Origin of the sequence: Rhizobium sp. BK399 (assembly GCF_014194695.1) — a bacterium.
Classification (GTDB): Bacteria; Pseudomonadota; Alphaproteobacteria; order Rhizobiales; family Rhizobiaceae; genus Rhizobium.
In genome coordinates, this window is record NZ_JACIAH010000001.1 from 650505 (window position 1) to 674557 (window position 24053).

Annotated in this window: 24 protein-coding genes; 12 read left to right on the top strand and 12 right to left on the bottom strand. The window is 59.9% G+C overall.

The genetic code is table 11. The features are described 5' to 3' along the window. Positions 1-88 precede the first annotated feature (88 nt). The gene (locus tag FHT97_RS03300) at positions 89-730 is read left to right on the top strand and encodes a chloramphenicol phosphotransferase (RefSeq protein ID WP_183752254.1); all 642 of its coding nucleotides are present in this window, start codon (positions 89-91) and stop codon (positions 728-730) included. 61 nt (positions 731-791) lie between these two features. Here FHT97_RS03300 and FHT97_RS03305 read toward each other — a convergent pair whose 3' ends face one another. The 6 genes from FHT97_RS03305 to coxB all read right to left on the bottom strand — a co-directional run bounded on the left by FHT97_RS03305 (position 792) and on the right by coxB (position 6110). Further along, on the bottom strand, positions 792-1670 hold the full coding sequence (locus FHT97_RS03305) for a cytochrome c oxidase subunit 3 (RefSeq protein WP_114711812.1): 879 nt from the start codon (positions 1668-1670) through the stop codon (positions 792-794). Between the two features lie 58 nt (positions 1671-1728). Further along, positions 1729-2334: a cytochrome c oxidase assembly protein gene (locus FHT97_RS03310; protein ID WP_040673970.1), complete on the bottom strand. Its 606-nt coding sequence runs from the start codon at positions 2332-2334 to the stop codon at positions 1729-1731. 1 nt (position 2335) lies between these two features. Beyond that, the gene (locus FHT97_RS31400) at positions 2336-2470 is read right to left on the bottom strand and encodes a hypothetical protein (protein WP_259126687.1); all 135 of its coding nucleotides are present in this window, start codon (positions 2468-2470) and stop codon (positions 2336-2338) included. Further along, complete coding sequence (locus tag FHT97_RS03315) at positions 2470-3426, bottom strand: heme o synthase (RefSeq protein WP_183752256.1); 957 nt, start codon at positions 3424-3426, stop codon at positions 2470-2472. The genes FHT97_RS31400 and FHT97_RS03315 overlap by 1 nt, the downstream gene beginning before the upstream one ends. Before the next feature lie 69 nt (positions 3427-3495). Beyond that, positions 3496-5199 carry a cytochrome c oxidase subunit I gene (gene ctaD / locus FHT97_RS03320; RefSeq protein WP_016553005.1) on the bottom strand — a complete coding sequence of 568 codons (1704 nt, stop codon included), beginning with the start codon at positions 5197-5199 and terminating at the stop codon, positions 3496-3498. Between the two features lie 17 nt (positions 5200-5216). Further along, a complete protein-coding gene (gene coxB, locus FHT97_RS03325; RefSeq protein ID WP_183859894.1) occupies positions 5217-6110 on the bottom strand; it encodes a cytochrome c oxidase subunit II in 894 nt (297 codons plus the stop codon). A gap of 338 nt (positions 6111-6448) precedes the next feature. Between coxB and FHT97_RS03330 the strand changes: the two genes are divergently transcribed. The 3 genes from FHT97_RS03330 to FHT97_RS03340 all read left to right on the top strand — a co-directional run bounded on the left by FHT97_RS03330 (position 6449) and on the right by FHT97_RS03340 (position 9051). Then, positions 6449-7036, top strand: a complete 588-nt coding sequence (locus FHT97_RS03330) for an invasion associated locus B family protein (RefSeq protein ID WP_016553003.1) — start codon at positions 6449-6451, stop codon at positions 7034-7036. Positions 7037-7119: 83 nt separating this feature from the next. After that, positions 7120-8535: a metalloprotease TldD gene (gene tldD, locus FHT97_RS03335; RefSeq protein WP_183859896.1), complete on the top strand. Its 1416-nt coding sequence runs from the start codon at positions 7120-7122 to the stop codon at positions 8533-8535. Between the two features lie 18 nt (positions 8536-8553). Then, positions 8554-9051 carry a GNAT family N-acetyltransferase gene (locus FHT97_RS03340; RefSeq protein ID WP_183859898.1) on the top strand — a complete coding sequence of 166 codons (498 nt, stop codon included), beginning with the start codon at positions 8554-8556 and terminating at the stop codon, positions 9049-9051. A gap of 3 nt (positions 9052-9054) precedes the next feature. On the opposite strand, the gene FHT97_RS03345 is transcribed toward FHT97_RS03340, so the two are convergent. Together FHT97_RS03345 and FHT97_RS03350 are read right to left on the bottom strand one after the other, a co-directional pair. Next, a complete protein-coding gene (locus FHT97_RS03345) occupies positions 9055-9357 on the bottom strand; it encodes a pyrophosphatase (RefSeq protein ID WP_183859900.1) in 303 nt (100 codons plus the stop codon). A gap of 58 nt (positions 9358-9415) precedes the next feature. Beyond that, positions 9416-10696: a D-alanyl-D-alanine carboxypeptidase family protein gene (locus FHT97_RS03350; RefSeq protein ID WP_183859902.1), complete on the bottom strand. Its 1281-nt coding sequence runs from the start codon at positions 10694-10696 to the stop codon at positions 9416-9418. Between the two features lie 228 nt (positions 10697-10924). On the opposite strand from FHT97_RS03350, the gene FHT97_RS03355 reads away from it, so the two are divergent. Continuing rightward, positions 10925-11977: a polysaccharide deacetylase family protein gene (locus FHT97_RS03355; protein WP_183859904.1), complete on the top strand. Its 1053-nt coding sequence runs from the start codon at positions 10925-10927 to the stop codon at positions 11975-11977. Positions 11978-11989: 12 nt separating this feature from the next. Here the strand turns inward: FHT97_RS03355 and pdxH are convergent, their stop codons facing one another. After that, positions 11990-12610, bottom strand: coding sequence for a pyridoxamine 5'-phosphate oxidase (gene pdxH / locus FHT97_RS03360; RefSeq protein ID WP_183859906.1), 621 nt, complete (start codon positions 12608-12610; stop codon positions 11990-11992). A 66-nt stretch (positions 12611-12676) separates the two neighbouring features. Between pdxH and FHT97_RS03365 the strand changes: the two genes are divergently transcribed. The 4 genes from FHT97_RS03365 to FHT97_RS03380 all read left to right on the top strand — a co-directional run bounded on the left by FHT97_RS03365 (position 12677) and on the right by FHT97_RS03380 (position 16151). Continuing rightward, positions 12677-13135, top strand: a complete 459-nt coding sequence (locus tag FHT97_RS03365) for an RT0821/Lpp0805 family surface protein (protein WP_016552996.1) — start codon at positions 12677-12679, stop codon at positions 13133-13135. Positions 13136-13369: 234 nt separating this feature from the next. Next, the gene (locus FHT97_RS03370) at positions 13370-14536 is read left to right on the top strand and encodes a DnaJ C-terminal domain-containing protein (RefSeq protein WP_183859908.1); all 1167 of its coding nucleotides are present in this window, start codon (positions 13370-13372) and stop codon (positions 14534-14536) included. Positions 14537-14659: 123 nt separating this feature from the next. Next, a complete protein-coding gene (fabI, locus tag FHT97_RS03375; RefSeq protein ID WP_016552994.1) occupies positions 14660-15478 on the top strand; it encodes an enoyl-ACP reductase FabI in 819 nt (272 codons plus the stop codon). Between the two features lie 82 nt (positions 15479-15560). Further along, on the top strand, positions 15561-16151 hold the full coding sequence (locus FHT97_RS03380; protein ID WP_183859910.1) for a histidine phosphatase family protein: 591 nt from the start codon (positions 15561-15563) through the stop codon (positions 16149-16151). 6 nt (positions 16152-16157) lie between these two features. Here FHT97_RS03380 and FHT97_RS03385 read toward each other — a convergent pair whose 3' ends face one another. Further along, positions 16158-16418, bottom strand: coding sequence for a DUF1344 domain-containing protein (locus tag FHT97_RS03385; RefSeq protein ID WP_016552992.1), 261 nt, complete (start codon positions 16416-16418; stop codon positions 16158-16160). A gap of 245 nt (positions 16419-16663) precedes the next feature. On the opposite strand from FHT97_RS03385, the gene FHT97_RS03390 reads away from it, so the two are divergent. The 3 genes from FHT97_RS03390 (at position 16664) to ribB (ending at position 22210) form a co-directional block, all read left to right on the top strand. Next, positions 16664-19837, top strand: coding sequence for an EAL domain-containing protein (locus tag FHT97_RS03390; protein ID WP_183859912.1), 3174 nt, complete (start codon positions 16664-16666; stop codon positions 19835-19837). Between the two features lie 161 nt (positions 19838-19998). Next, the gene (gene aroC / locus FHT97_RS03395; protein WP_183859914.1) at positions 19999-21096 is read left to right on the top strand and encodes a chorismate synthase; all 1098 of its coding nucleotides are present in this window, start codon (positions 19999-20001) and stop codon (positions 21094-21096) included. 10 nt (positions 21097-21106) lie between these two features. Next, complete coding sequence (gene ribB / locus FHT97_RS03400; protein ID WP_183752277.1) at positions 21107-22210, top strand: 3,4-dihydroxy-2-butanone-4-phosphate synthase; 1104 nt, start codon at positions 21107-21109, stop codon at positions 22208-22210. A 91-nt stretch (positions 22211-22301) separates the two neighbouring features. On the opposite strand, the gene FHT97_RS31505 is transcribed toward ribB, so the two are convergent. Together FHT97_RS31505 and FHT97_RS03410 are read right to left on the bottom strand one after the other, a co-directional pair. Next, a complete protein-coding gene (locus FHT97_RS31505) occupies positions 22302-22511 on the bottom strand; it encodes a KTSC domain-containing protein (protein ID WP_183753855.1) in 210 nt (69 codons plus the stop codon). A 258-nt stretch (positions 22512-22769) separates the two neighbouring features. Then, positions 22770-23960 (bottom strand): winged helix-turn-helix domain-containing protein, encoded by a 1191-nt coding sequence (locus tag FHT97_RS03410; RefSeq protein WP_183859916.1) that lies wholly within the window; start codon positions 23958-23960, stop codon positions 22770-22772. Positions 23961-24053 lie beyond the last annotated feature (93 nt).

Sequence of the window (24053 nt, forward strand, 5' to 3'; positions counted from 1 at the left end):
AACTCACCCATAAAGTAATCACAGAGGGAAGGGAAATACCTGCGCTCTTTCGCCTCAGCGATTCGCGCCAAACAGAAGAAGAAAACTGATGACATACGACAGCTCGGCCGGACAGATCGTCATTCTGAACGGCGCCCCGCGCAGTGGAAAATCGTCGATCGCCAACGCGATCCAGGAGCATTTCGACGGCCCCTGGATGAACTTTGGCGTCGACACCTACAACTCGATGACCGCGGAACGCTACCTGCCGGGAATCGGACTGCGCCCGGGCGGAGAACGCCCGGACCTCGAGGAGATGATTCCGTTTTTCTATGCGGCACTCTACGAGTCGATCGCGATCCATGCTGGGCTCGGCCTCAATGTCGTGGCCGACCTCGGCCATCACGACAGCTACTCTCAGCCGCTCGGTATTCTCGCCGATTGCGCGCGCCGGCTTGAGGGATTGCCAGTGCTTTTCGTCGGGGTGAGGTGTCCGATCAAGGTCATCATGAAAAGGCGGAACATCCCAGTGCCAGGTCGTCACTCTCTGTACGTCACCGCAACCGACGATGAGGCCGTCCCCCATCCGGTCCAGCTCTGGCAGGAACAGGTTCATATCCCCGGCATCTACGATCTTGAAGTGGACACGTCGGTGCTGACGCCGCTGGAATGTGCCGAAGCGATCCGGCACCGCCTGGATCTCGGCATTCCCGAACCCTCAGCATTCGAGCGCATCGCCGCCATGCGGTGATCAGTAAAACAAAAAGGGCGGGTGCCGTGGCACCCGCCCTTTTTCAATTCATGGCCTCGGCTCAGCCAGCAGCCAGCGGAGCGCCCCAGCCGCCCCAGACGTAGATGCAGAAGAACAGGAAGAGCCAGACGACGTCGACGAAGTGCCAGTACCAGGCCGCCGCTTCGAAGCCGAAATGCTGCTTCGGCGTGAAATCGCCGCGGATCGCACGCAACAGGCAGACCAACAGGAAGATCGTGCCGACCAGAACGTGGAAGCCGTGGAAGCCGGTCGCCATGAAGAAGGTCGCCCCGTAGATCGAGTTCTTGAAGGCAAACGGCGCATGTACGTATTCAAACGCCTGCACCGAGGAGAACAAGATACCGAGCAGAACGGTGAGCGTCAGGCCCTGGATCAGGCCTCTGCGGTCGTTGTGCAGCAGCGCGTGATGCGCCCAAGTAACGGCCGTGCCGGACAATAGCAGGATCACAGTGTTATAGATCGGCAGGTGCCAGGGGTCGAGGACTTCGATGCCCTTCGGCGGCCACTGGCCACCGGTGAAGGCCACGCGCGAAGCCTGGATTGCTTCATTCGGGAAGAGGCTTGCGTCGAAGTAAGCCCAAAACCAGGCGACGAAGAACATCACTTCGGAAGCGATGAACATGATCATGCCGTAGCGAAGGTGCAGCGAGACGACGCGGGTATGGGCGCCCTCGTGTGCTTCCTTCACGGTGTCAGACCACCAGCCGAACATGACGTAGAGAATGATCGCAAGGCCGATGAAGAACAGCCACGGATGAGCCCATTCGATGCCGAGGAGATGCAGCGACCCGCCGTTGAGGTAGCGCATGAAGCCGACGCCGCCGAACGTGATGATGAACGCGCCGATCGAAGCCAGGATCGGCCACGGGCTCGGGTCAATGATGTGGTAGTCGTGATGTTTCTGATGAGCATCAGCCATGTAAGCTATCCCCGGATCTCTTCCTCTCCGCTCCGGCATAGCCGGAAACGGACCTCAATCAAAGTTTCTTTTCAAGCTTTACCGTTCCACCCTCATTCGAAGCCACCGGCTTCGGACCCTCTTTCGGATAGAACGTATAGGACAAGGTAACGGTGTGGATATCCTTCGATTCCACAGCCTTGGTAATATCAGGATCGATATAGAAAACGACAGGCATCTCGAGCTTTTCGCCCGGTTTCAGAACGGTCTCGTTGAAGCAGAAGCACTGCACCTTGTTGAAATAGACGCCCGCCTCGCCAGGTGTCACGTTGAATACAGCCTGACCGCGCTGCGGCTCGTTCGACTTGTTCACCGCGGTGAAATTCACCTGAATGGTTTCGCCGATGCGCGGGTTGACCTCGCGCTCGACCGGCTTGAACTCCCAGTCAAGACCCGGCGCCACATTGGCGTCGAAGGTCACGCGCATCTTGCGGTCGAGGATCACGCTGGAAGCCTGCTCGACGCGTTGCGTCGTGCCGTTATAGCCAGTCAGCTGGCAGAACATCCGGTAGAGCGGAACCGCCGCATAGCTCGCAGCGCCCATGCCGAAGACGAAGGCAAGGCACATGAAAACGACAGCGCCGTTGTTGCGTGGCTTTCGCGGCGTGCTCGGCATCCCGCTCATCTCACGCGTGCCCCGTAAACTTAACGATCGTAATCGCGTAAAAAAGCACGACGAGGCCGGCCAAAACCAGACCGAGCGCAACGTTGCGGTTGCGGCGCGACTTGCGCTGCGCCTCTGTAAGCTTGACGACGTCCATTAGAGAATACCTCCCATGTGAGAAACGAGCACGGCGGCGAGCCGGTCGAACATCAGGGCGGAGAAAATCGCGAAAAGATACAGGATCGAGAAGCCGAAGAGCTTCTTCGCCGGGATCATCTTCTCATCGCCGTCCGGCATCCGCCAGACGGCGATGGAACAGTAGATAAAGATTGCGCCGAGGGCTGCGGCGACCACGCCGTAGCCGAGGCTCGCAAAGCCGAGCGCCGTCGGCAACACGCCGCACACCGCCGTCAGCACCGCATAGGCAACAATCTGATGCTTGGTCGTGCGCTCGCCCGAGACATTGGGCAGCATCGGGACGCCGACCGCCTCATAGTCCTTCATCTTGAACAGCGCCAACGCCCAGAAGTGGGCCGGCGTCCAGAGGAAGATGATCATGAACAGAACAAAGCTTTCAATCGTGACGGTACCGGTCACGCAGGCCCAGCCGATCATCGGCGGAAAGGCGCCGGCGGCACCGCCGATGACAATGTTCTGCGGCGTCGAGCGCTTCAGCCACATCGTATAGATCACGGCGTAGAAGAAAATCGTGAAGGCGAGGATCGAGGCTGCGAGCCAATTGACGGCGAGCCCGAGGATAATCACCGAAAAACAGGAGAGCACCAGACCGAATGCCAACGCTTCCCGTGGCGCGATCCGGCCGGCCGGGATCGGACGCTTGGCGGTGCGGGTCATGATCGCATCGATATCGGCGTCGTACCACATATTCAGCGCGCCGGAAGCGCCGGCGCCGATGGCTATGCAAAGGATGGCGATGAGGCCGAGGACCGGATTGATGTGCCCCGGAGCCAGAACCAGACCGGCAAATGCCGTGAAGACCACGAGCGACATGACGCGCGGTTTCAAAAGCTCGAAATAATCGCGCGCACTCGCTTCCGACAGGCGGAACTCGCCGTCGTGCGCCAGAGCCTTGCGATTGCCGATTACTGTCATTCTCTTGTCCTGCAAACTTGTAAGCCGACCGCCGCACTGTAACACGCGGCGGTCGCAATTTCTCGCATCTTACTTGATGCGCGGGAGCTGTTCCCACTGGTGATACGGAGGCGGCGAAGACAACTGCCATTCGAGCGTCGTTGCACCCTCACCCCACGGATTGTCACCGGCAACGCGCTTCTTTGCGAAGGCTTCGAAGACGCCAACCAGGAAGATCAACACACCGACGGCGGAGATGTAGGAGCCGACCGAGGAAACGTAGTTCCAGCCGGCGAATGCATCCGGGTAGTCGATGTAGCGGCGCGGCATGCCCGCGAGGCCAAGGAAGTGCTGCGGGAAGAACACCAGGTTAACTCCGATGAACATGACCCAGAAGTGCAGCGTGCCGAGGAACTCGTTGTACATGTAGCCGGTCATCTTCGGGAACCAGTAGTACCAGGCAGCGAAGATGGCGAACACGGCGCCGAGCGATAGAACGTAGTGGAAGTGAGCCACAACGTAGTAGGTGTCATGCAGCGAGCGGTCGAGGCCGGCGTTGGCGAGCTGGACGCCCGTGACGCCACCGACGGTGAACAGGAAGATGAAGCCGATCGCCCAGACCATCGGCGTGCGGAAGCTGATCGAGCCACCCCACATCGTCGCGATCCAGGAGAAGATCTTCACGCCCGTCGGAACGGCGATGACCATCGTGGCGAACACGAAGTAGCGCTGCGCGTCGAGCGACAGGCCGACCGTGTACATGTGGTGCGCCCAGACGACGAAGCCGACGGCACCGATCGCAACCATGGCGTAGGCCATGCCGAGGTAGCCGAAAACAGGCTTCCGCGAGAAGGTCGAGATGATGTGGCTGACGATGCCGAAGCCGGGCAGGATCAGGATGTAGACTTCTGGGTGACCGAAGAACCAGAACAGATGCTGGTAAAGGATCGGGTCGCCGCCGCCCTCAGGCACGAAGAAGGAGGTGCCGAAGTTGCGGTCGGTCAGCATCATGGTGATGGCGCCGGCGAGAACCGGGAGCGACAGCAGAAGCAGGAAGGCGGTGATCAGGACCGACCAGGCAAACAGCGGCATCTTGTGCAGCGTCATGCCCGGAGCGCGCATGTTCAGGATTGTGGTGATGAAGTTGATCGCACCGAGGATCGAGGACGCACCGGCAATGTGGAGCGCAAAGATCGCAAGGTCGACGGCAGGACCCGGCGTACCCGAGCTCGAGAGCGGCGGGTACATCGTCCAGCCGCCGCCTGCGCCATAAGCACCGGCAGGACCTTCAACGAACATCGACAGGATCAGCAGAAGGAAGGCCGGAACGATCAGCCAGAAGGAGATGTTGTTCAGACGCGGGAACGCCATGTCAGGCGCACCGATCATGATCGGCACCATCCAGTTGGCAAAACCGCCGATCATCGCCGGCATGACCATGAAGAAGATCATGATCAGCGCGTGAGCGGTGGTGAACATGTTGAACATCTGCTTGGCGCCGTCGATGGCGGCGTCGCCTTCATAGCCGTAGACCATCGATGCCAGACCGTGGAAGATCTGGATGCCAGGCTCCTGCAACTCCATGCGCATGGCAACGGAGAGCGCGCCGCCGATGATGCCGGCAATGATCGCGAAGATCAGGTAAAGCGTGCCGATGTCCTTGTGGTTCGTCGAAAAGAACCAGCGATTGACGAAGCTCGGCTTGTGCGAGTGATCGTGGTGGTCGTCATGGGCGTGCGCGCCATGAGAGTGATCATGCGAGTGATGATCGTCGTGTGCGGAAGGTCCAGCCATGTCCCGTTCCCTCTTCCTTACTTAGCCACGTTTTCGGCAACGTTGACGGTGCTTGCGGCACCATCGGTTGCGGCCATGAGTGTCTTGTACGCGCCCGGCAAGTCGGTCGCGGCACCGGCGAGCCACTGCTTGTACTTGTCCTCGGAAACAACGCGGATGGCGATCGGCATGAACGCATGATCCTTGCCGCAGAGTTCGGAGCACTGACCGTAGAACAGGCCTTCACGCTCGGCGCGGAACCAGGTTTCGTTCAGGCGACCCGGAACGGCGTCGATCTTGACGCCGAAGGACGGCATGGCGAATGCGTGAATAACGTCGGTCGGGGCAGCGGTCACGAGAACGCGGACGGTCTTGTTGACGGGCAGAACAAGCTCGTTGTCGACAGTCAGCAGGCGCGGATAGATCGCCTTGTCTTCCTTGCCGGCGGCTGCGCGGTCGGCATCCTTAAGCAGGAAGGAATCGAAAGCGAGCGGGTTTTCGCCCGAGCCTTCATATTCGTAGTTCCACTGCCACTGCGTCGCGGTCGCCTTGATGGTGACGTCAGGATTTTCCGGCAGGGTCAGCTGGGCGGTCAAGAGGTTGAACGAAGGCACAGCGAGGAAGAGAAGCACGAGGACCGGTCCCACGGTCCAGGCAACTTCAATCATCGTATTGTGGCTCGTCTTGGACGGCACCGGATTTGCGCCGGCGCGGAACTTGAGACAGACGACGATAAGAAGGACCAGAACGAAGAGCGTGATCGGAACGATAAACCACAGGGTATATTGTTCGAACCAATGAATGTCCCGCATGATCGGCGTGGCTGCCGGCTGCAATGTCGCCTGCCACGGCATCGGTTGGTCGGCATAACTGCCGGAAGCAAAAAGCAGACAGACCAGCGCGGTCAGAGCTGCATAAGCCTTCTTAATCACCTTAAAATCTCCCTCGAGCGCTGATCTGCGCAAAATCACGCACAGAATCCTTGCCATCTCAGCGCTTCAAACCACAGTTTGCCATTGATCGCAACAGCCCAAAGCGTTTGTTCGTGCGGCATTTTCGCTTTCAAACAGATTGCCCCAAGCATAACGAAACATTTCATCTTTTTCGTTGCAATCAGTGAAATATCGGTCGTTGCCCGTGCCGTCGCACAAACATTCTCGGATAAACGTCCCATTTCCGCCGTAGTCCCCGGCTTTTCAGCGGGTGGGGCTTTTCATTTTTGGTGGCGCGCCCCAACTTAGCGGCACTGATTCGAATTGCAGAGGTTTTCATGGGTTTCCGTTCCCTCGCACGGCCCTTCGTGCTGACAGCGTGCATTGCGGCCGCAGCGACTGCTCCCGCCTTCGCCCAGCAGCAACCCGCGCCGGGGCAGCCAGCGCCAACGCCGCCGACGTCGCAGGCACAGCCTGGGCAGACACAGCCGCAGGCGCCCGGCACCGTGAAGTCGAACCACGGCGCATGGTCTGTCGTGTGCGACAAGCCCGCCGGCGCCTCGGCTGAGCAGTGCGCGCTGATGCAGAACGTGATCGCCGAAGACCGGCCGGAAGTCGGTCTTTCCGTTGTTGTGCTGAAGACCGCTGACCGCAAGTCGAAGATACTGCGCGTTCTGGCGCCTCTCGGCGTCCTGCTGCCGAACGGCCTTGGCCTCAATGTCGACGGCAAGGATATCGGCCGCGCCTATTTCGTCCGCTGCTTTGCAGATGGCTGCTATGCAGAGGTTGTTCTTGAAGACGAACTGCTGAAGACCTTCCGCAGCGGCGCGAGCGCCACGTTCATCGTCTTCCAGACGCCCGAGGAAGGGATCGGCATCCCCGTTGATCTCAAGGGCTTTGCCGAAGGCTACGACGCCCTCCCCTGATCGTCTTGATTTTCGGGCTTGCTCGAACCGTCCCCCGGACCTACATCGGCTGAAAGCATTCCTGCTTCAGCGGAGCAAAAGACATGAATACGGATCTCCTAACGCTTTTCGATGCCGACGAAGCGAAGATGCGTTCGCTCGTTGCCGAAGCGCTTTCTGGCGCGGACGACGGGGAGCTCTACATCGAACATGCTCAGGCAGAGTCGCTGATGTTCGATAACGGGCGCTTGAAAGGCGGCAGCTTCAACACCGAGCAGGGTTTTGGCCTGCGCGCGGTTGCCGGCGAAGCCGTCGGGTACGCGCATGCGGGCGACCTTTCGGTGGCAGCCCTGAAGCGCGCGGCCGATGCTGTCGGCGCAGTCACACGCGGTCATTCCGGGAGCTATGCGGCGGCTCCGCAGCGGACCAACAAGAAACTCTACTCCGACGACAACCCAATCGGCACGCCGAGCTTCGAGGAGAAGGTCAAGGTGCTGCAGGACATCGACGCCTATCTGCGCGGCAAGGACCCCAAGGTGCGTCAGGTCACCGCATCGATCGCTGCCAGCTGGCAGGTCGTCGACATCCTGCGGGCCGACGGTCACCGCGTTCGCGACATACGGCCGATGACGCGCATCAACATCTCGGTCATTGCGGGCGAAGGCGATCGTCAGGAAAGCGGTTCCTACGGCACCGGTGGCCGCATCGGCTTTGGCGACTTCATTGCCGAAGACAACTGGCACTACGGCGCCGACGAGGCCTTACGGCAAGCACTGGTGAATTTGGAGGCGATCGAGGCGCCGGCGGGCACCATGGACGTCGTGCTCGGCTCCGGCTGGCCGGGCGTCATGCTACACGAAGCGGTCGGTCATGGGCTCGAAGGCGATTTCAACCGAAAGAAGACGTCAGCCTTTGCCGGTCTTCTCGGCCAGATGGTCGCGGCACCCGGCGTGACTGTCGTCGACGACGGCACGATCGACAACCGGCGCGGCTCGATCACGATCGACGACGAGGGCACGCCGTCCGCCTACAACGTGCTGATCGAAAACGGCAAGCTCGTCGGCTACATGCAGGACCGGCAGAATGCCCGCCTGATGGGCATGGCACCGACGGGCAACGGACGCCGGCAGGGCTATGCGCATGTTCCGATGCCTCGGATGACCAACACCTACATGCTCGGCGGCGACAAGACGCCGGAGGAAATCATCTCGTCGGTCAAAAAGGGCATCTATGCGGTCTCGTTCGGCGGCGGCCAGGTCGACATAACCTCAGGCAAGTTCGTGTTCGGCTGCACGGAGGCCTATCTGATCGACAACGGCAAGATCGGCGCACCGATCAAGGGCGCGATGCTGATCGGCAACGGACCCGACGCGATGAAGCGTGTTTCGATGGTCGGCAACGACATGAAGCTCGACACCGGCATCGGCAATTGCGGCAAGGGCGGCCAGTGGGTTCCGGTCGGCGTCGGCCAACCGCATCTTAGGATGGATCAGATCACCGTCGGCGGCACGAAGGCCTAGCCGAGAACGGGAACCGCAATGAGCGAAATCGAGATCAGACCCTTCGCTGCTGGCGACATCGATGGCGTTTTCTCGGTAATCCTGCCGATTCAGCGCGAGGAATTCGGCTTCTCCATCACAGCTGACGACCAACCGGATCTGGCTGTGATTTCCGATTTCTATCAGTCGGGAAAGGGACAGTTCTGGGTCGCAGCTCGCAGCGGCAAGATTGTCGGCACGATTGGGCTGAAGGACATCGGTAACAGTCAGGCGGCGCTGCGCAAGATGTTCGTTTCGGCTGGCGTGCGCGGCCGTGAGCATGGCGTCGCGGCCCGGCTCCTTGCGGAACTGATAGCACATGCCGAGGCTCAGCAGGTCAAGGATATCTTCCTTGGCACGACGGACAAGTTCCTCGCCGCGCACCGCTTTTATGAAAAGAACGGTTTCATCGAGATTTCGAAAGGCGAGCTTCCGCGATCGTTTCCGCTGATGGGCCTGGACACGAAATTCTATCGGCGCAAGATCGGCGCGGTTTGAAGTCTATTCAGCCTGGAAAAGCCACTTGCGCTTGATCGCGGCAGAGAGATCCAGCCTGTTCCTGTGTGCAAAAAGAAGAATGTGGCCGAGCACATCCGCCGCCTCATCGGCAAGATCGCGGGCCAATTCCTCGTCTGACCTCCCCTTCCGGCGTCCTCTGCCGCTGACGCGGTTCCAGGCCTGGGTGAGTTCCCCCATTTCCTCCTGCAGCTTCAGCAGAAACCAGTCGGCATCCCGCTCGATGTGGTTTGCGTCGGCGTAGGCCCGAGAGGAACGCTCGAATTTTTCGGCGAGATCATTCAGCATGATGTTCTCCTTTTGTTTACAAAGGAGAACCTTGATTCTGCTGGAAAGTCCAGAAGCCTCAGCCGTGATCGGGCAGCAGCATGCAGTCGTAGGAGCGCTGCTTCAGGGCATCGCAGGCTGAAGTAGCCGCCTCGCGGCTATGGAAGCCGACGAAGCGAGCACGATAGATCTTGTTCGCGCCATTGCCGACAGCCTCGGTATAGGGCGAGGCCATTTTCAAGGCAGCGCCGCCCTCGGCCTTGGCCTGGGCAAGCAGGGCGCGCGCCGCATCGTCACTCGATGCAGCCGAGATCTGGATCTGCCAGTCGCCGGCTGCCGTCGGCGCAGCGGCAGACTTCGCGGCAGGCTTGCCAGCTTTGCTGGGATCGGCGGCGTCAAACGGACGCTCCATTGGAACCGTCGCATCGCTGAGAAATCCGAGCGCCTTCGGCGAGAGTTCACTCTTGCGCGGTGCGGTGCCTGGGGTCGGCATACCGCCGTCATCTGCCGCGGAGGCAACTTCCACTGGCTGGCGCGAGTTGGTGGTTGCGACCATATTCGCGCCGCCCGGCGACCGACCGAGATACTTGTCGAGCAGGCCGGCCATCTTGGCGTCGCGGCTGCGGGCCGTGCGGCCGCCGAGCACGACGCCGACGACGCGGCGGTCTCCGTCCCTGACAGCGCTGACCAGATTGAAACCAGACGCGTTGGTGTAACCGGTCTTGATGCCGTCCATGCCCTGATAGCGGTACATCAGGTTGTTGTGGCCGCGGATCGTGCGTCCGCGGAAGGTAAAGCTGGCCGTCGAGAACAGACGATACTCGCCGGGGAAATTCCGCATGAGGGCCACGGCAAGCGTGGACATGTCTCGCGCCGTCGTAACCTGGCGGCCATCCGGAAGGCCAGACGCATTGTAGAAAGCCGTGCGGGTCATGCCGAGCTGCCGTGCCTTCTGCGTCATCATGGCGGCAAAGTTGCTTTCGGAACCGCCAAGCTTCTCGGCCATGGCCGCGGCAGCATCGTTGGCAGACTTGGTGATCATGCCAAGGATTGCTTCTTGGACGGTAATGGAATCGCCGGGCCGAACACCGAGCTTTGTCGGCGGCCGCGAGGCGGCGTATTTCGACATGACAAGCGGCGTGTTCCAGCTGATCTTGCCGCGCTTGATCGCCTCGAAGGCCATATAGATGGTCATCATCTTCGTCAGCGACGCGGGATGGTTCAGTACGTCGGCATTCTCGGCGCTGAGCACCTTGCCGGTTCGGGCATCCAGGATGAGGGAGGCACTGCCTGCCATCGCCGTCAACGGCGCCGCAACGACGAGCGTCGCGGCTATAATCGCGGCCAACAGCTTATTCATGCATTTCCCCTTGATGAACGAATAGCCGGCGCCATTCGGATTTGTCCCGTTCCGCTACAGAAGCAGCCAATCTGGAGCGACTTTGCGACAACTGGTACCATTTTTGTCAAGTTTTATCCTTCATAGTGAAAATCCCGTAAAGAGGACACTCAAAAATCTTCATTCAGCAAGACTTAACCCCGGGCTTGCTAGTTTTGCCGTTCCAGAAACGGGTCAGCAGCCAGTGAGATGACGGGCAGCGCGAAAAAGCTTGCAAGGCGAATTGCCATCACCGGTGCGCTTGAGGCTGCCAACCTCCTGCGTGCGGCCGGCGTGATGCGAAGCGCCCGCGGGCGCGGCGCGATCTTCACGCTCCACCATGTCCGCCCCCAGGAAGCCACCGCGTTCGCTCCCAATGCGCATCTGGAGATCACACCCGAATTCCTCGATCTGGTCCTCGATCGCCTCAAGCGCGACGGCTATCGGTTCGTGGCGCTTGACGAAGTTCCCGCGTTGCTGTCGCAGTCCGCGTCAAGCCAACCTTTCGCGGCCTTCACGCTCGATGACGGTTACCGCAACAATCTTGTCTATGCCTTGCCTATCTTCGAGAGACACAACGCGCCCTTCACTATCTTCGTCGCCAAAGGGCTTTCCGAACGCACCCATACGATCTGGTGGGAGACACTTGCGGCGCTTTTGCGCAAGGAGGAAAGGTTCGGCTTCGATTTCGGCAACGGCCACGAGATATTTGATATCGCGACGGTTGCCTCGAAGGAGCATGCGTTTGCGCGTTTCGCGAGCCATCTTCATCGCCATGACGAAAGCGCCGTGGTGGCAGCCATCGATGCCATGGCGCGGATGCACGAGATCGATCCGCACGAGATCGTTGACGATCTCGTCATGACCCCGGCGGAGCTCAATTTGCTGGAAGCCAGTCCCCTCGCTTCCCTTGGCGCGCATACGATCAGCCACAGGGCGATGTCCCGCCTTTCCGACCAGGAGGTTCGCGACGAGATGGAAACCTCGCGCGACTATGTGGCTGCGATCGCAGGCGCCCGACCGGGCTGCTTCGCCTATCCCTATGGCACGCGCCAGGCGGTCACACAGAGGCAGGCGGCGATCGCACGCGAGGTGGGCTTCGATATTGCCGTGACGACACAGCCCGGCGTCGTCACCCCGCGCTCGATCGGCCACATCACCCATCTGCCGAGGCTATCGGTCAACGGCCTCTATCAGAACGTACGCCATGTTTCCGGCCTTGCTTCCGGCATCCCTTTGCGGTTTGCATCAAGCAAGGTGTGAACATCCTGTTGATCAGGGATACATCCGAACCTTCGTCCAGTTCTCTTCCGGCGAGGCCCGGCGAAACTCGATGCGATCGTGGAGGCGGAACTTCTGGTCCTTCCAGAACTCGATCGACACCGGCCGAATCCGGAAGCCGGACCAATGCGCCGGACGCGGAATCTCGCCGATCGCGTAGCGGGCGGTATATTCCGCCACAGCTTTCTCGAGCGCGAATCGGCTTTCCAACGGCCGTGACTGCTTCGATGCCCAGGCACCGATCCGGCTGCCGCGAGCCCGCGTCTTGAAGTAAGCATCTGCTTCTTCATCGCTCACGATTTCCACGGGCCCCCGCAAGCGAACCTGCCGGCGCAGCGTTTTCCAGTGGAAGCACATGGCCGCTTTTTTCTGCCCGAGGATTTCCTGGCCTTTCTGGCTCTCGAAATTCGTGTAGAAGACAAAGCCCTCGTGATCGAATCCCTTAAGGAGAACCATGCGGACATTGGGAAGGCCGTCCTCATCGACCGTCGCAAGTGCTACCGCATTCGGGTCATTGATCTCGGAAGCCTCCGCTTCCTTCAGCCACTCGGCAAAAAGATCGAACGGTTCGTTTCGCTCGGTGAAGTCACCGCTTATTAACTCATTTGCCGACATATTAGCTCAAATGCCCCGGGTTTATTCGAAGTTTGCCCAGCTTTTAGCTACCGGACAGGACGCAGGGTGGAAGTCATAGCAAAGTCAGATCGTCATACAAAGGGTCTGCTGCGTCGCAGTGCGGCCTTCTGCGTTGTCGGCACGGCGGTGCTCTCCCTTTCCGGTTGCGTGTCCAGCGGCCTTGATCTCTTCAGCAGCTCGAAGGTCGATCGTTCGGTTGCGACGGGCACCGTGCCGCAGCCCGCGCCGACGAGTGACTCGATTTCCGACGAGATGACGGTCGGCAACGCCGTGACATCGGCCGACATCCAGAGACTAGAGGGACGTCCCCTTCCCTGGGCGAACGCTTCGACCGGCAGCGCCGGCGTGATCGACACAATCGTCGAGAATACCGATTCCGGCCACGTTTGCCGCCAGTTCCGTACGACGCGCCACTCCTATGTCGGAATTGCAAAATTCTATGGCAAGACCTGCTTGGTCGGCGGCGGCAACTGGCAGCTCCTGAGTTTCCAGCCGGAAAGCTGAGTACCAGGTGACGCATGCTTTCGCCTCTTTTGATGTTTAGCAAAAGGCTAACCATTCGGCGCAAAAGCGAGATACCCGCCACGTCGGATAAGAACTGATTAGCATCTTTTCCTGACAATCGTTCCTCATGTGCGCCAGGTTTATCCTCAGGATGAGCTCGGGCGCCGAACGAGAGGCTTCGGGGTGCCAGGGCAAGGGCAGGCACACCGCATCGGAACACCGGCGGTTTGGGACATGCGCGATCCTTATAAGATTTTGGGCGTCAAGCGCGACGCGGGGCAGGACGAAATCAAAGCAGCCTGGCGCAATATGGCCAAGGCGGTTCACCCTGATCACAATCAGGGCGACCCGACGGCGAGCGCTCGCTTCGCGGAAATCGGCCGCGCCTATGAGACATTGAAGGATCCAAAGAAACGGAGCCTCTTTGACAATGCCGCCCGCATGGCCGAGGCCAAAGCCAAGGAAGGCACGATCATGCAGCAACGGCAGGCGGCTCGCGAAGCCGCCGTTCGCGCCAAGGCGGCCCAGGCCAATGCCGAGCGCGTGATGGAAGAACTTGCGCGCGCCGCGGCGCAGAAGGCTGCCGCGGACGCTTCCAAGCAGCAAAAGACAGGCACGGCGGAGCCGCCGGAAGAAGTGATCGAGCGCATCTTCGGCACGCAGGCACGCGCTGCGTCCGGTGGCGGCCGAGCCCAAGGTTTTTCCACCGGCGCTCCAAGGCGGCCTGAACCGGAGGCTGCAACCGCAGACAAACATACGGATGCCGGCAGGGCCGAGGCTGAACAGCAAGCTGCCGATGAGGCCGCCGCTCAGGCCTCTGTCTCCATGCAGCCGCTGAGCTTGCTGACGTCGCTCGTTCGCCGCTTTACCGGCGGCGGCACAGTTGCGCCCGAAAAGGCGCCGGACCAGTTCGTAACGAAGACCGTCACAGTCGATGAGGTTATCAAAGGGAGCTGGGTGACCGTCGATCTCGGTGAAGGCCGCGATGGCGGATTTGCGCTGACCGCCGGGACGACGGAAGGCCATCAGGTGCGCCTGAAAGGTCAGGGCCACAAGCTCGCCGGGATGCAGCGCGGCGATGCTGTCATCAACATCCACATTGCCCCCGACGACAACTTCACGGTCAATGGCTTCGACCTGCACACAGTACTGCCGGTGACGATCGAAAATGCCGTGCTCGGAACCGAGGCGCGGATCGAGGGGCCCAATGGCCCCATCAACGTCACGGTTCCCGCGTGGTCGGGCTCTGACAGGACGATCCGAATCCCTGGTCAAGGCCTCGCGAACGCCGACGGCGGCAGGGCTGATCTCGTGGTCGAGCTGCGCATTATGTTGTGGGAAAAACCTGACGACAAAGTCACCGATTTGATGCGCAGCATGAAGAACGGGCTGTTTTTGTGAAATTTTGGTGACACGCGCACCCTTTGTTACGATCCCTAACAGTTGATGATTGCTGCCAATCTTGAACCGATTAGCAGCCTATGCCATAGGCAGGACCGATCAGAATTCCTTAGGGGGCGAAATATGGCTCAGGCAACAGGCCTCATGTCAGGCAAGCGCGGCGTCATCATGGGCGTTGCCAACAATCGTTCGATTGCGTGGGGTATTGCCAAGGCTATTCATGCACAGGGCGGCGAAATTGCCTTTACTTACCAGGGCGACGCACTGAAGAAGCGCGTTGAACCATTGGTTGCCGAAGTAAATGGCGTTCTTGCCGGACATTGCGATGTCAGCGACGAGTCAACCATCGACGCTGTCTTCGACCACGTGGAAAAGCTGTGGGGCAAGATCGACTTCATCGTTCACGCGATCGGCTTTTCGGACAAGGACGAGCTGACCGGCCGTTATGTCGACACCTCGGCTGACAACTTCAACAAGACAATGCAGATCTCCGTCTATTCCTTCACCTCGGTCGCGCGTCGCGCCGAGAAGCTGATGACGGACGGCGGCTCGATGCTGACGCTGACCTACTATGGCGCCGAAAAGGTCATGCCGAACTACAACGTCATGGGCGTTGCCAAGGCGGCATTGGAAGCGAGCGTGAAGTACCTGGCGGTTGATCTCGGACCGAAGAACATTCGCGTCAACGCCGTTTCTGCCGGACCGATCAAGACACTTGCCGCCTCTGGCATTGGTGACTTCCGCTACATCCTGAAGTGGAACGAATACAATGCACCGCTGCGTCGTACAGTAACGATCGAAGAAGTTGGTGATGTCGGCCTGTACCTGCTCTCCGACCTCTCGCGTTCAGTTACCGGCGAAGTCCATCACGCCGACAGCGGATACCACGTCATCGGCATGAAGGCGGTAGACGCGCCCGACATTTCCGTCATAAAGGACTGATCGCACTCCTTTGCTGCGTCGTGCTCGCGACCCCTTCTTCGCGACAGCGGTTGAGGGGTTGCGCGCCCAACGGAGCCGATCTTTGCTTATCTACGTCGTCAGACACGGCCAGACAGACTGGAACGCCGAGCGTCGCCTGCAAGGGCAGAAGGATATTCCGCTCAATGCGATCGGCAGGGCGCAGGCCTGGCAGAACGGCATTGACCTCGCAGAAATCCTCAAGGTCGAGGCAATCCCCTTCGATTTCGTCGCAAGCCCGCTCGCACGCACCCGCGCCACGATGGAGATCATGCGTGAGGCAATGGGTCTTCCATCGAAATCCTATCGGACCGACGAGCGACTGGTCGAGGTTTCCTTTGGCGATTGGGAAGGCTTCACGATCAAGGAATTGAAAGCGACGGCCCGGGACCGCGTCACCGAGCGCAATCTCAACAAATGGGATTTCATTCCGCCGGGAGATGATGCGGAAAGCTACGAAATCATGTCGTGGCGCGTTGCATCCTGGTTGAGTTCCGTCGACAAACCAACGGTTTGCGTGACACACGGCGGCGTCATACGCAGTCTTTTCAGGACGATTGCCGGCTTGCCAAAGGACGAGGCTGCCGAAGGTGAGATCCCACAAGACCGCATCCTGAAGATCGATCGCGACAAGGGATTGATTGGCTGGATCTAGGTCGAACTACTGAACGACGTCGAGATCGTTGATGACGCGCTTGCCGTCTACCTCGGTGTAGAAGACGATAACCTTCACACCCGCCTTCAGCCCCTCGAAATTGAACTCTTCCGGTGCCTGATAGGTTTTACCGTCATCGAGGGTCAGGCTAAGGTTGGTCATATCGACCTTCTTGATCGTCGCCTCGACGTCCGCGCTCTCGGCAAATCCGCTGATCGGCGACAAGAAACTGGCTGTGGCCAAAAGCGTAGCTACTACGAAGCGCATGGCTGCATTCCCTCGAAAACGCGACTCGATAATCCAACTGCGCACAGATAACCTCCCGAATATGGCGAAATTTGCCCTGAAGAATGACGTGCTGCGCCAAATTGGTGAAGAGTATTTTAACAACAACGCCATCGTTTCGTTAATTGCATTTCCAGTAGGTTTCTGCGTTCGGCAAAGAGGATTTGCGGGAAATCGTAAATTAACGGCTTCTATTTAAAGTCGCCCCGAACATGGGAGACTGGGTTTTGCTATTTGGCCTTAAAGACAGCAACACGCTGCTGCGCGTCTTCAGGCATACCCGTATCGCCCTCCTAGTTTCCGGCCTCGTCGCTATTGTTGTCGTCATCGTCGGCTTCGGGCTCGACCGCGCCAATACTGCCACTCATCTGCGCGAAGTAACTATCCGAACCGATAATGAGATCAGTTTGATTCGGGCGCGGATGACTGCGCAGATCAACATGGACATCACGGTCGTACGCGACCTGGCGAACATGGTCGCGGTCAACTCGAGCGTAAATGCCGAGGAGATGGAGCGTCAGATCAACTGGCTGCTCATCCAGAACCCGCACTTCCTGAATGTCGCCATAGCGCCGAATTTCATCGTCGGCGCCGTCTATCCGCCGCAGGCCGCGGACGAACGGGTGGGTAGTGACGTCCGCGATGGTCTCTCCGCCCATCAATCGGTGACGCGCACGACAGGCGCCCAGCAAGCGCGCTTCTATGGCCCGATCACCACGACCGACGGCAAGGCGGCCTTCGCAGTCTTCTTTCCAGTCTTTGTGAAGGAGAATGGGCAACGCCGCATCTGGGGCGCCGTCGAGGTGATGGTCGACGCCGACTTGTTCTACCAGAACACCGGATTGAAGCCCGCGCGAAACAGCGAAAACCAGGAGAAATATCCGCATCTCGATCACCTCTCGATAGCAGTGCGCGACCTTGGTCTGGCGGACGGCGCGACGACGCCCTTCTTCGGCTCGCCGGATCTGCGCGACAAGCAGCCGGTGACACGCAAGATCGCCTTTGCCGGCGGACGCTGGGAGATCGCTGCCGTTCCGAAGACAGGCTGGAACGCGATCCCGGAAAACCAGTCAGAGCTTCGGCTGATCATCGCGGCAGCAGCCTGCATCACGATCATCCCGGTCTTCTTCGCGACCCTGCTGCTCGGCGAGCGCAACCGCAATATCGAGCAGCTCAAGGTGCGTGAGGCGACCTTGCTGAAGTTATCGCAACGCCTCAACCTTGCGCTGGAATCGTCGAATATCGGCATATGGGAACTGCATGATCACGGGCATACCCTGTTCTGGGACGCCCGCGCCGCTGCGCTGCACGGCAAGCCAGCTCAAGACGGCAGCCATTCGCTGGAAGACTGGCTTGCCGCGATCCTCCCCGAGGATCGACACATCGCGGAAGTACACTTCTTCCACTACAACGTCGCCGGCTCCGCATATGAGACGCAATACCGTGTTGTCGCTGAGAACGGAGTGATCCGACATCTGCGCTCGATTGGCTCCTTCTACACCGACGCGGCAGGCGACGACAAAACCATCGGCATCGTCTGGGACGTCACTGCCGACGCCGAGACAGCGGAAACCCTGCGTAAAGCGAAGGATGTCAGCGACATCAAGAATGCCGAGCTCGAAATGGCGCTGGACGAACTGTCACGGCGCGAGGCAGAGCTTTCGGAACTCTCGGGCAAGCTGGACCTGGCGCTCGACTCCTATCAGTGCGGCATCTGGGAAGCCACGCTCGGGGACGAAGGCTCGATCTGGGACGAGCGGATGCACGAGCTCTATGGGTTGAAGCCAAGAGCCGGATTCATGACCGAACCGGTTTGGCTCTCCTGCATTCTGCCGGAAGACAGGGACCTGGCCGTCGAGAGCGCGCGCCATTTCAAGCAGCTCGGCGACACGCATACCTTGATCTGCCGTGTCCCTGTCGAGGACGGCTCGATGCGCTATGTGCGTTCAACCGGCAAGGTCCATCAAACGCCGAGCGGCAAATTGAAGATTATCGGCGTTGCCTTCGACATGACCGAGGATGCGCTGATGACAGCGCAGCTCAAGGCCGCCAAGGACGAGGCGATCGCCAAGAACATCGAGCTCGAGATTGCCAAGAATCGTATCGAACACAACGCATTGCACGATCCGCTGACCGCGCTCGCCAACCGCCGCAAGCTGGATATCGCACTCGAAACATTGACGATGGATGGACGCAAGGAACGGCAGAAGTTCGCCATCCTTCATATCGACCTCGACAGGTTCAAGGAAATCAACGACACGCTCGGGCATGCCGCCGGCGACGCGATGCTGATCCACGCATCAAGGGTGCTCTCGAGCAATCTGCGCAGCGACGACCTCGTGGCGCGTATCGGTGGTGACGAATTCGTCATCCTCGCACTGAACGCCAATGACGCCGATATGTCGGCGCTCGCCGGCCGCATCATCGAACAAATGCGCCAGCCGATCGACTTCGAAGGGTTTGCCTGCCGTTGCGGCGTCTCCATCGGCATCGCGCTCGCCAATGGCGTGCACGTCGATGCCCGCAAAGTGCTGATCAACGCCGACATCGCCCTCTATCGCGCCAAGAGCCAGGGACGGAACCGCCACGAGTTCTTCACCCACAATCTGCAGGCCGACATCATCAATAACAAGCGCTTGGCAGACGAGATTCTCGCCGGCATCGAGAACGGCGAGTTCACGGCCTGGTACCAGCCGCAGTTTTCCGCGCGTACCATGCAGCTCACCGGCGTCGAGGCTCTGGTTCGCTGGCAGCATCCGTCTCGCGGGCTGTTGACGCCGGAAAAGTTCCTGAAGATCGCCGACGAGATCAACGTCGTCCAGACGCTCGACCGGATCGTTCTCGACACTGCTCTGAGGGACAAGATGCGCTGGGCAGCACGGGGCGTCACCATTCCGAAGATTTCGGTCAACGTTTCGGCACGACGGCTGCATGACGAAATGCTTGCGCAATCGCTGAGCGGCCTGCAGATGCGCCCCGGCGAACTGTCATTCGAACTGGTCGAGTCGATCTTCCTCGATGAAAGCGAGGACGTGGCCGCCCATAACCTCGAGCGGATCAAGGCGCTTGGGATCGACATCGAGATCGATGATTTCGGAACGGGTCACACGTCGATTGTCAGCCTCCTCAGGCTGAAGCCGAAGCGGCTGAAGATCGACCGGCAGCTGGTTCAGCCGATCATGAATTCGCCGCAGGAGCGCGCGCTGGTCAGCTCGATCATCGACATCGCCCGCTCGCTCGGCGTCGAAACGGTGGCCGAGGGCGTCGAAACGGCAGCGCATGCCACCCTCCTTGACGAACTCGGCTGTGACCTCCTGCAGGGCTATGCCTTCTCCCGCCCGCTGTCCTTCGAGGATTTCACGCAGATGGCGATCGAAAGCTCCTGGCGCATCGCCTCCTGAGGCCATCGTTTATAATCCGCGGAAACACCATTTCCTTTCGTTGGCGGTTTGGAGCAAAGAAAGGCTTTTGCCGCCGCGTTTTTTTGGCCTATGAGTGTCGCGCATTTTCAGATGAAGGACGCCGCCGGTGACGACCCGTTGGCGTGATCCGGTCGGGACATATGTCGCACAATACATTCGGTCATCTCTTCCGCGTAACCACCTGGGGCGAAAGCCACGGGCCGGCGCTCGGCTGCGTCGTCGACGGCTGCCCCCCCGGTCTTCGCTTCAAGCTCGAGGATATTCAGGTCTGGCTGGACAAGCGAAAGCCCGGCCAATCGCGCTTTGTGACGCAGCGCCGCGAGGCCGATCTGGTCAAGGTGCTCTCCGGCGTGATGCTGGACGCGGACGGCGAGACGATGATTTCGACCGGCACCCCGATCTCGATGATGATCGAGAACACCGACCAGCGCTCCAAGGATTACGGCGAGATCGCGCGGCAGTATCGGCCAGGCCATGCCGACTACACCTACGATGTCAAATACGGGATCCGCGACTACCGCGGCGGTGGCCGTTCGTCGGCCCGCGAAACAGCTGCACGCGTCGCGGCTGGCGGCATCGCCCGTCTTGTTGTGCCTGAGGTCAAGGTGCGCGGGGCCTTGGTGCAGATCGGCAAGCACAAGATCAACCGCCAGAACTGGGATTGGGATCAAGTCGACCAGAATCCGTTCTTTGCACCTGATGCCGCGATCGTTCCGGTCTGGGAGGATTACCTCGACGGCATCCGCAAGAATGGCTCCTCGATCGGCGCGGTTGTTGAGGTCGTCGCCGAAGGCGTGCCGGCAGGTCTCGGCGCCCCGATCTATGGCAAGCTCGACCAGGACATCGCCTCGCTGCTGATGTCGATCAATGCAGTCAAAGGCGTCGAGATCGGCAACGGCTTCGAAGCAGCCGAGATCACCGGCGAGGAAAACGCCGACGAAATGCGCATGGGCAATGACGGCAAGCCACTGTTCCTGTCGAACAAGGCCGGCGGCATCTTAGGCGGCATCTCGACCGGCCAGCCGGTTATCGCCCGCTTCGCCATCAAGCCGACCTCATCGATCCTGACCGAGCGCCAGTCGATCGATGCCGACGGCAACAATGTCGATATCCGCACCAAGGGACGGCATGATCCGTGCGTCGGCATTCGCGCCGTGCCGATCGGCGAGGCGATGGTCGCCTGCGCCATCGCCGACCACTATCTCCGTGACCGCGGCCAGACCGGCCGGCTGAAATAGGAATACACACATGGCTTACGATCAGAAGCGCGTCGTCGATGCTATCAGGGCCTTCGAGGCCGGCGAAATCGTCGTGGTGATGGATGACAACGACCGTGAGAACGAAGGCGACCTCATCGTTGCGGCTGTTCACTGTACCTCGGAAAAGATGGCATTCATCGTGCGTCACACCTCCGGTATCGTCTGCGCGCCAATGCCGAAAGAGGAGGCCCGGCGGCTCAACCTCAATGCGATGGTTGCCGAAAACGACTCGGCCCACACGACCGCCTTCACTGTTTCCGTCGATTTCAAGCACGGTACGACAACGGGCATTTCTGCCGATGATCGGACACTGACCGTTCGCAACCTCGCCAACCCGAATGTCGGGGCGACCGACTTCGTGCGGCCGGGTCACATCTTCCCGCTGGTTTCACGCGAGGGCGGCGTGCTCATGCGTTCTGGCCACACGGAAGCTGCGGTCGACCTATGCAAGCTCGCGGGCCTTCCGCTAATTGGCGTGATCAGCGAGTTGGTAAACGATGACGGTACCGTCACCCGTGGACAGCAGGTGGTCGAATTCGCGGAAACGCATGGCCTCAAGCTGGTGTCGGTGGCCGACCTGATCGCCTACCGCCAACGCAAGGAGACGCTAATCGAACTCGGTCAGAGCTTCGACATCGAAACGCCCTTCGGCAAGGCCAAGGCACACACCTATTCGCTCCCTTGGGATACGATGCAGCACCTCGCCGTCGTTTTCGGCGACATCCGCGACGGTATCGACATTCCGGTTCGCCTGCATCCGGAGAATGTCGCCGACGACCTGTTCGGCAAACGCCGGCCTGTCGACCAATACATGAAGAAGATTACCGAGGAAGGCCGAGGTATCATCGTCTACCTGCGCGAAGGCTCCGTCGGAGTCGGTCACCATGACAGCGGTCGCAAGGCTCGCAGCCAGGGCCGAGAGGCACATGCGGAGGCCCAGGTCCGCGACAATGAATGGCTGGAAATCGGTCTCGGCGCGCAAATCCTCAAGGATCTCGGCGTTTCATCGATCCGGTTGCTGACGAGCCGCGAGCGCCATTACGTCGGCCTCGAAGGCTTCGGCATCAAGATTTCGAAGACCGAGATCTACTAAGCCCGCCATCCGTCAGACTTTCTCGACGCCGGAGAGCCGCGCAAGGCGTTACAGCTCGGCGTCGAGCCGGTCGCCGCCGCCTGCTTCACGCTCAAGCAGCGATGCGCTTGAAGCGGCCCCTGACGTTTTCGATATAATATTTTCCCGGCGATTGGGAGGTGACCATGGCGATCACCTCTGATTCCGCCACACCCTCGAACTGCCGCTCTTCGCCATTGCTCAGGCAGACGCGAAGCCGGCCATCCTCCTGGCTGAAGTAGACCGCATCGATCAGCGTCGAATTCACCGCCAACGGCTCCATCTTCGCCAGTCGTCCGGCCCGTGTGACGATGGTGGCGGCGCGCGCATCGCGCCGTTTGCGCAGCAGGGCCCTCACTTCACGGCGAAGGCTGTTCAGTGCCGCCAATGCGGCGAATTTGATGGCTCGTGTTTTCATGCAGCCAACCTACGCAGGCGGCTCTTAAGGAGTTCAAGACAAGCATGGTAAAGCGCGCATCAACATTAATTCTTTGTAATTGCGACGAAATTTCATAAAATACCTGGTATCGACGAGCGCCGTTCAGCCTTGCCAACCATCCATTAGAACGACCTGTCCAACGCCGGTGAATTTGGCCAGTCGGTCAAGTTCGGCGAGCAGCTTTTCGATACGCCCGGCGGACGCGCGTACCCCCGGCTCCAGCCACAGACGCTTGACGTCGAGACGGCCGTTCTTGCGGTCCGCCTTCATGTCAATGCGGCCGATCAACTTGTCGCCTTCGAGCAGCGGGAAGACATAATAGCCGTATTCTCGCTTCGGCTCGGGCACGAAGACCTCGATACGGTAGAAGAAGCCAAACAGCCGTTCGGTGCGGTTGCGGTCGCGGATCATCGGATCGAAGGGACTGAGCACGCGCACACGCGGCGGCGCGTCGGGATAGTCCTGAAGGCTGGTGAGCAGATCCGGGAAGGCCCAGGAAGGCCGCGGCTTGCCTCCAAGCGCCGGCTCGATCAGGGCCTCGGTCAACTCGTCGCGATGCTCGTTGACCCAGGCCTTGGCTTCGTCCGGCGACAACAGATCCCAGAAGGCGGCGATCTCGCCATGCGTGGCAAAGCCTAATCGCGTCAGCGCGCTGCGGCAGGCCCAGTCGACGAACTCCTCATAGCTTACCTCCGGCTCGTGAAACTCGGCGGGAATGACGCGTTCGACGAGATCGTAGATCTTCTGGAAGTTGGATCGTCCGGCGATGGCGAACTTGCCGGTGCGCCAGAAATATTCCAGCGCCGTCTTGTTGGGGTGCCAGTTCCACCAGCCGCCGGAAACGTGCCCGTCCGCCTTGATCTCGCGTGCCATGATGGCGCCATCGCGCGTGACGCGTTCAAATGTCTCGTCGAAGGCATGTTCAAACCCCTCCCCTTGCCATTTGCGCCAGCGCTCGCCGATCACTTCTTCCTCATGGCGAAACTTGTGCTTCCAATATCGGAAGAAGGCACTGGGCAGGATCGAGGCGTCATGCGTCCAATGCTCGAAGAGCGAGCCTTCCTTCTCCAGAAGCGCCTTCAAGTGCTCGCGCTTGTAGGTCTGGTTGCGGGAAAACAGGATCTGGTGATGAGCCCGCTCCACCGTCTGGATGCTGTCCACCTGCACGAAGCCGAGTTCGTTGATGAGCTCCAGCAGGCCAGCCTTCGTCAGCGCCTTGTTCGGCGGCGCGCTCAGGCCCTGCTTGGCGAGGAATATGCGGCGGGCATCGGAATTCGAAATGAGATTCATCATGCGGACATCATAGAACGGAAAATGTTCCTAGCTACCGGTAAGTCGGCACGATCATCAGGTAGGAGCGGCCGGCATTCATTGCGAGATTTTGAG

Bases quoted from the DNA above. Each gene is read 5' to 3' on its own strand.
- FHT97_RS03315 (WP_183752256.1), bottom strand. From the start codon at position 3,426: ATGACAGTAATCGGCAATCGCAAGGCTCTGGCGCACGACGGCGAGTTC.
- FHT97_RS03350 (WP_183859902.1), bottom strand. From the start codon at position 10,696: ATGAATAAGCTGTTGGCCGCGATTATAGCCGCGACGCTCGTCGTTGCG.
- FHT97_RS31400 (WP_259126687.1), bottom strand. From the start codon at position 2,470: ATGGACGTCGTCAAGCTTACAGAGGCGCAGCGCAAGTCGCGCCGCAAC.
- FHT97_RS03330 (WP_016553003.1), top strand. From the start codon at position 6,449: ATGGGTTTCCGTTCCCTCGCACGGCCCTTCGTGCTGACAGCGTGCATT.
- FHT97_RS03370 (WP_183859908.1), top strand. From the start codon at position 13,370: ATGCGCGATCCTTATAAGATTTTGGGCGTCAAGCGCGACGCGGGGCAG.
- FHT97_RS03310 (WP_040673970.1), bottom strand. From the start codon at position 2,334: ATGAGCGGGATGCCGAGCACGCCGCGAAAGCCACGCAACAACGGCGCT.
- tldD (WP_183859896.1), top strand. From the start codon at position 7,120: ATGAATACGGATCTCCTAACGCTTTTCGATGCCGACGAAGCGAAGATG.
- fabI (WP_016552994.1), top strand. From the start codon at position 14,660: ATGGCTCAGGCAACAGGCCTCATGTCAGGCAAGCGCGGCGTCATCATG.
- FHT97_RS03340 (WP_183859898.1), top strand. From the start codon at position 8,554: ATGAGCGAAATCGAGATCAGACCCTTCGCTGCTGGCGACATCGATGGC.
- FHT97_RS03410 (WP_183859916.1), bottom strand. From the start codon at position 23,960: ATGATGAATCTCATTTCGAATTCCGATGCCCGCCGCATATTCCTCGCC.
- FHT97_RS03300 (WP_183752254.1), top strand. From the start codon at position 89: ATGACATACGACAGCTCGGCCGGACAGATCGTCATTCTGAACGGCGCC.
- FHT97_RS03355 (WP_183859904.1), top strand. From the start codon at position 10,925: ATGACGGGCAGCGCGAAAAAGCTTGCAAGGCGAATTGCCATCACCGGT.
- ctaD (WP_016553005.1), bottom strand. From the start codon at position 5,199: ATGGCTGGACCTTCCGCACACGACGATCATCACTCGCATGATCACTCT.
- aroC (WP_183859914.1), top strand. From the start codon at position 19,999: ATGTCGCACAATACATTCGGTCATCTCTTCCGCGTAACCACCTGGGGC.
- FHT97_RS31505 (WP_183753855.1), bottom strand. From the start codon at position 22,511: ATGGAGCCGTTGGCGGTGAATTCGACGCTGATCGATGCGGTCTACTTC.
- ribB (WP_183752277.1), top strand. From the start codon at position 21,107: ATGGCTTACGATCAGAAGCGCGTCGTCGATGCTATCAGGGCCTTCGAG.
- FHT97_RS03385 (WP_016552992.1), bottom strand. From the start codon at position 16,418: ATGCGCTTCGTAGTAGCTACGCTTTTGGCCACAGCCAGTTTCTTGTCG.
- FHT97_RS03345 (WP_183859900.1), bottom strand. From the start codon at position 9,357: ATGCTGAATGATCTCGCCGAAAAATTCGAGCGTTCCTCTCGGGCCTAC.
- pdxH (WP_183859906.1), bottom strand. From the start codon at position 12,610: ATGTCGGCAAATGAGTTAATAAGCGGTGACTTCACCGAGCGAAACGAA.
- FHT97_RS03305 (WP_114711812.1), bottom strand. From the start codon at position 1,670: ATGGCTGATGCTCATCAGAAACATCACGACTACCACATCATTGACCCG.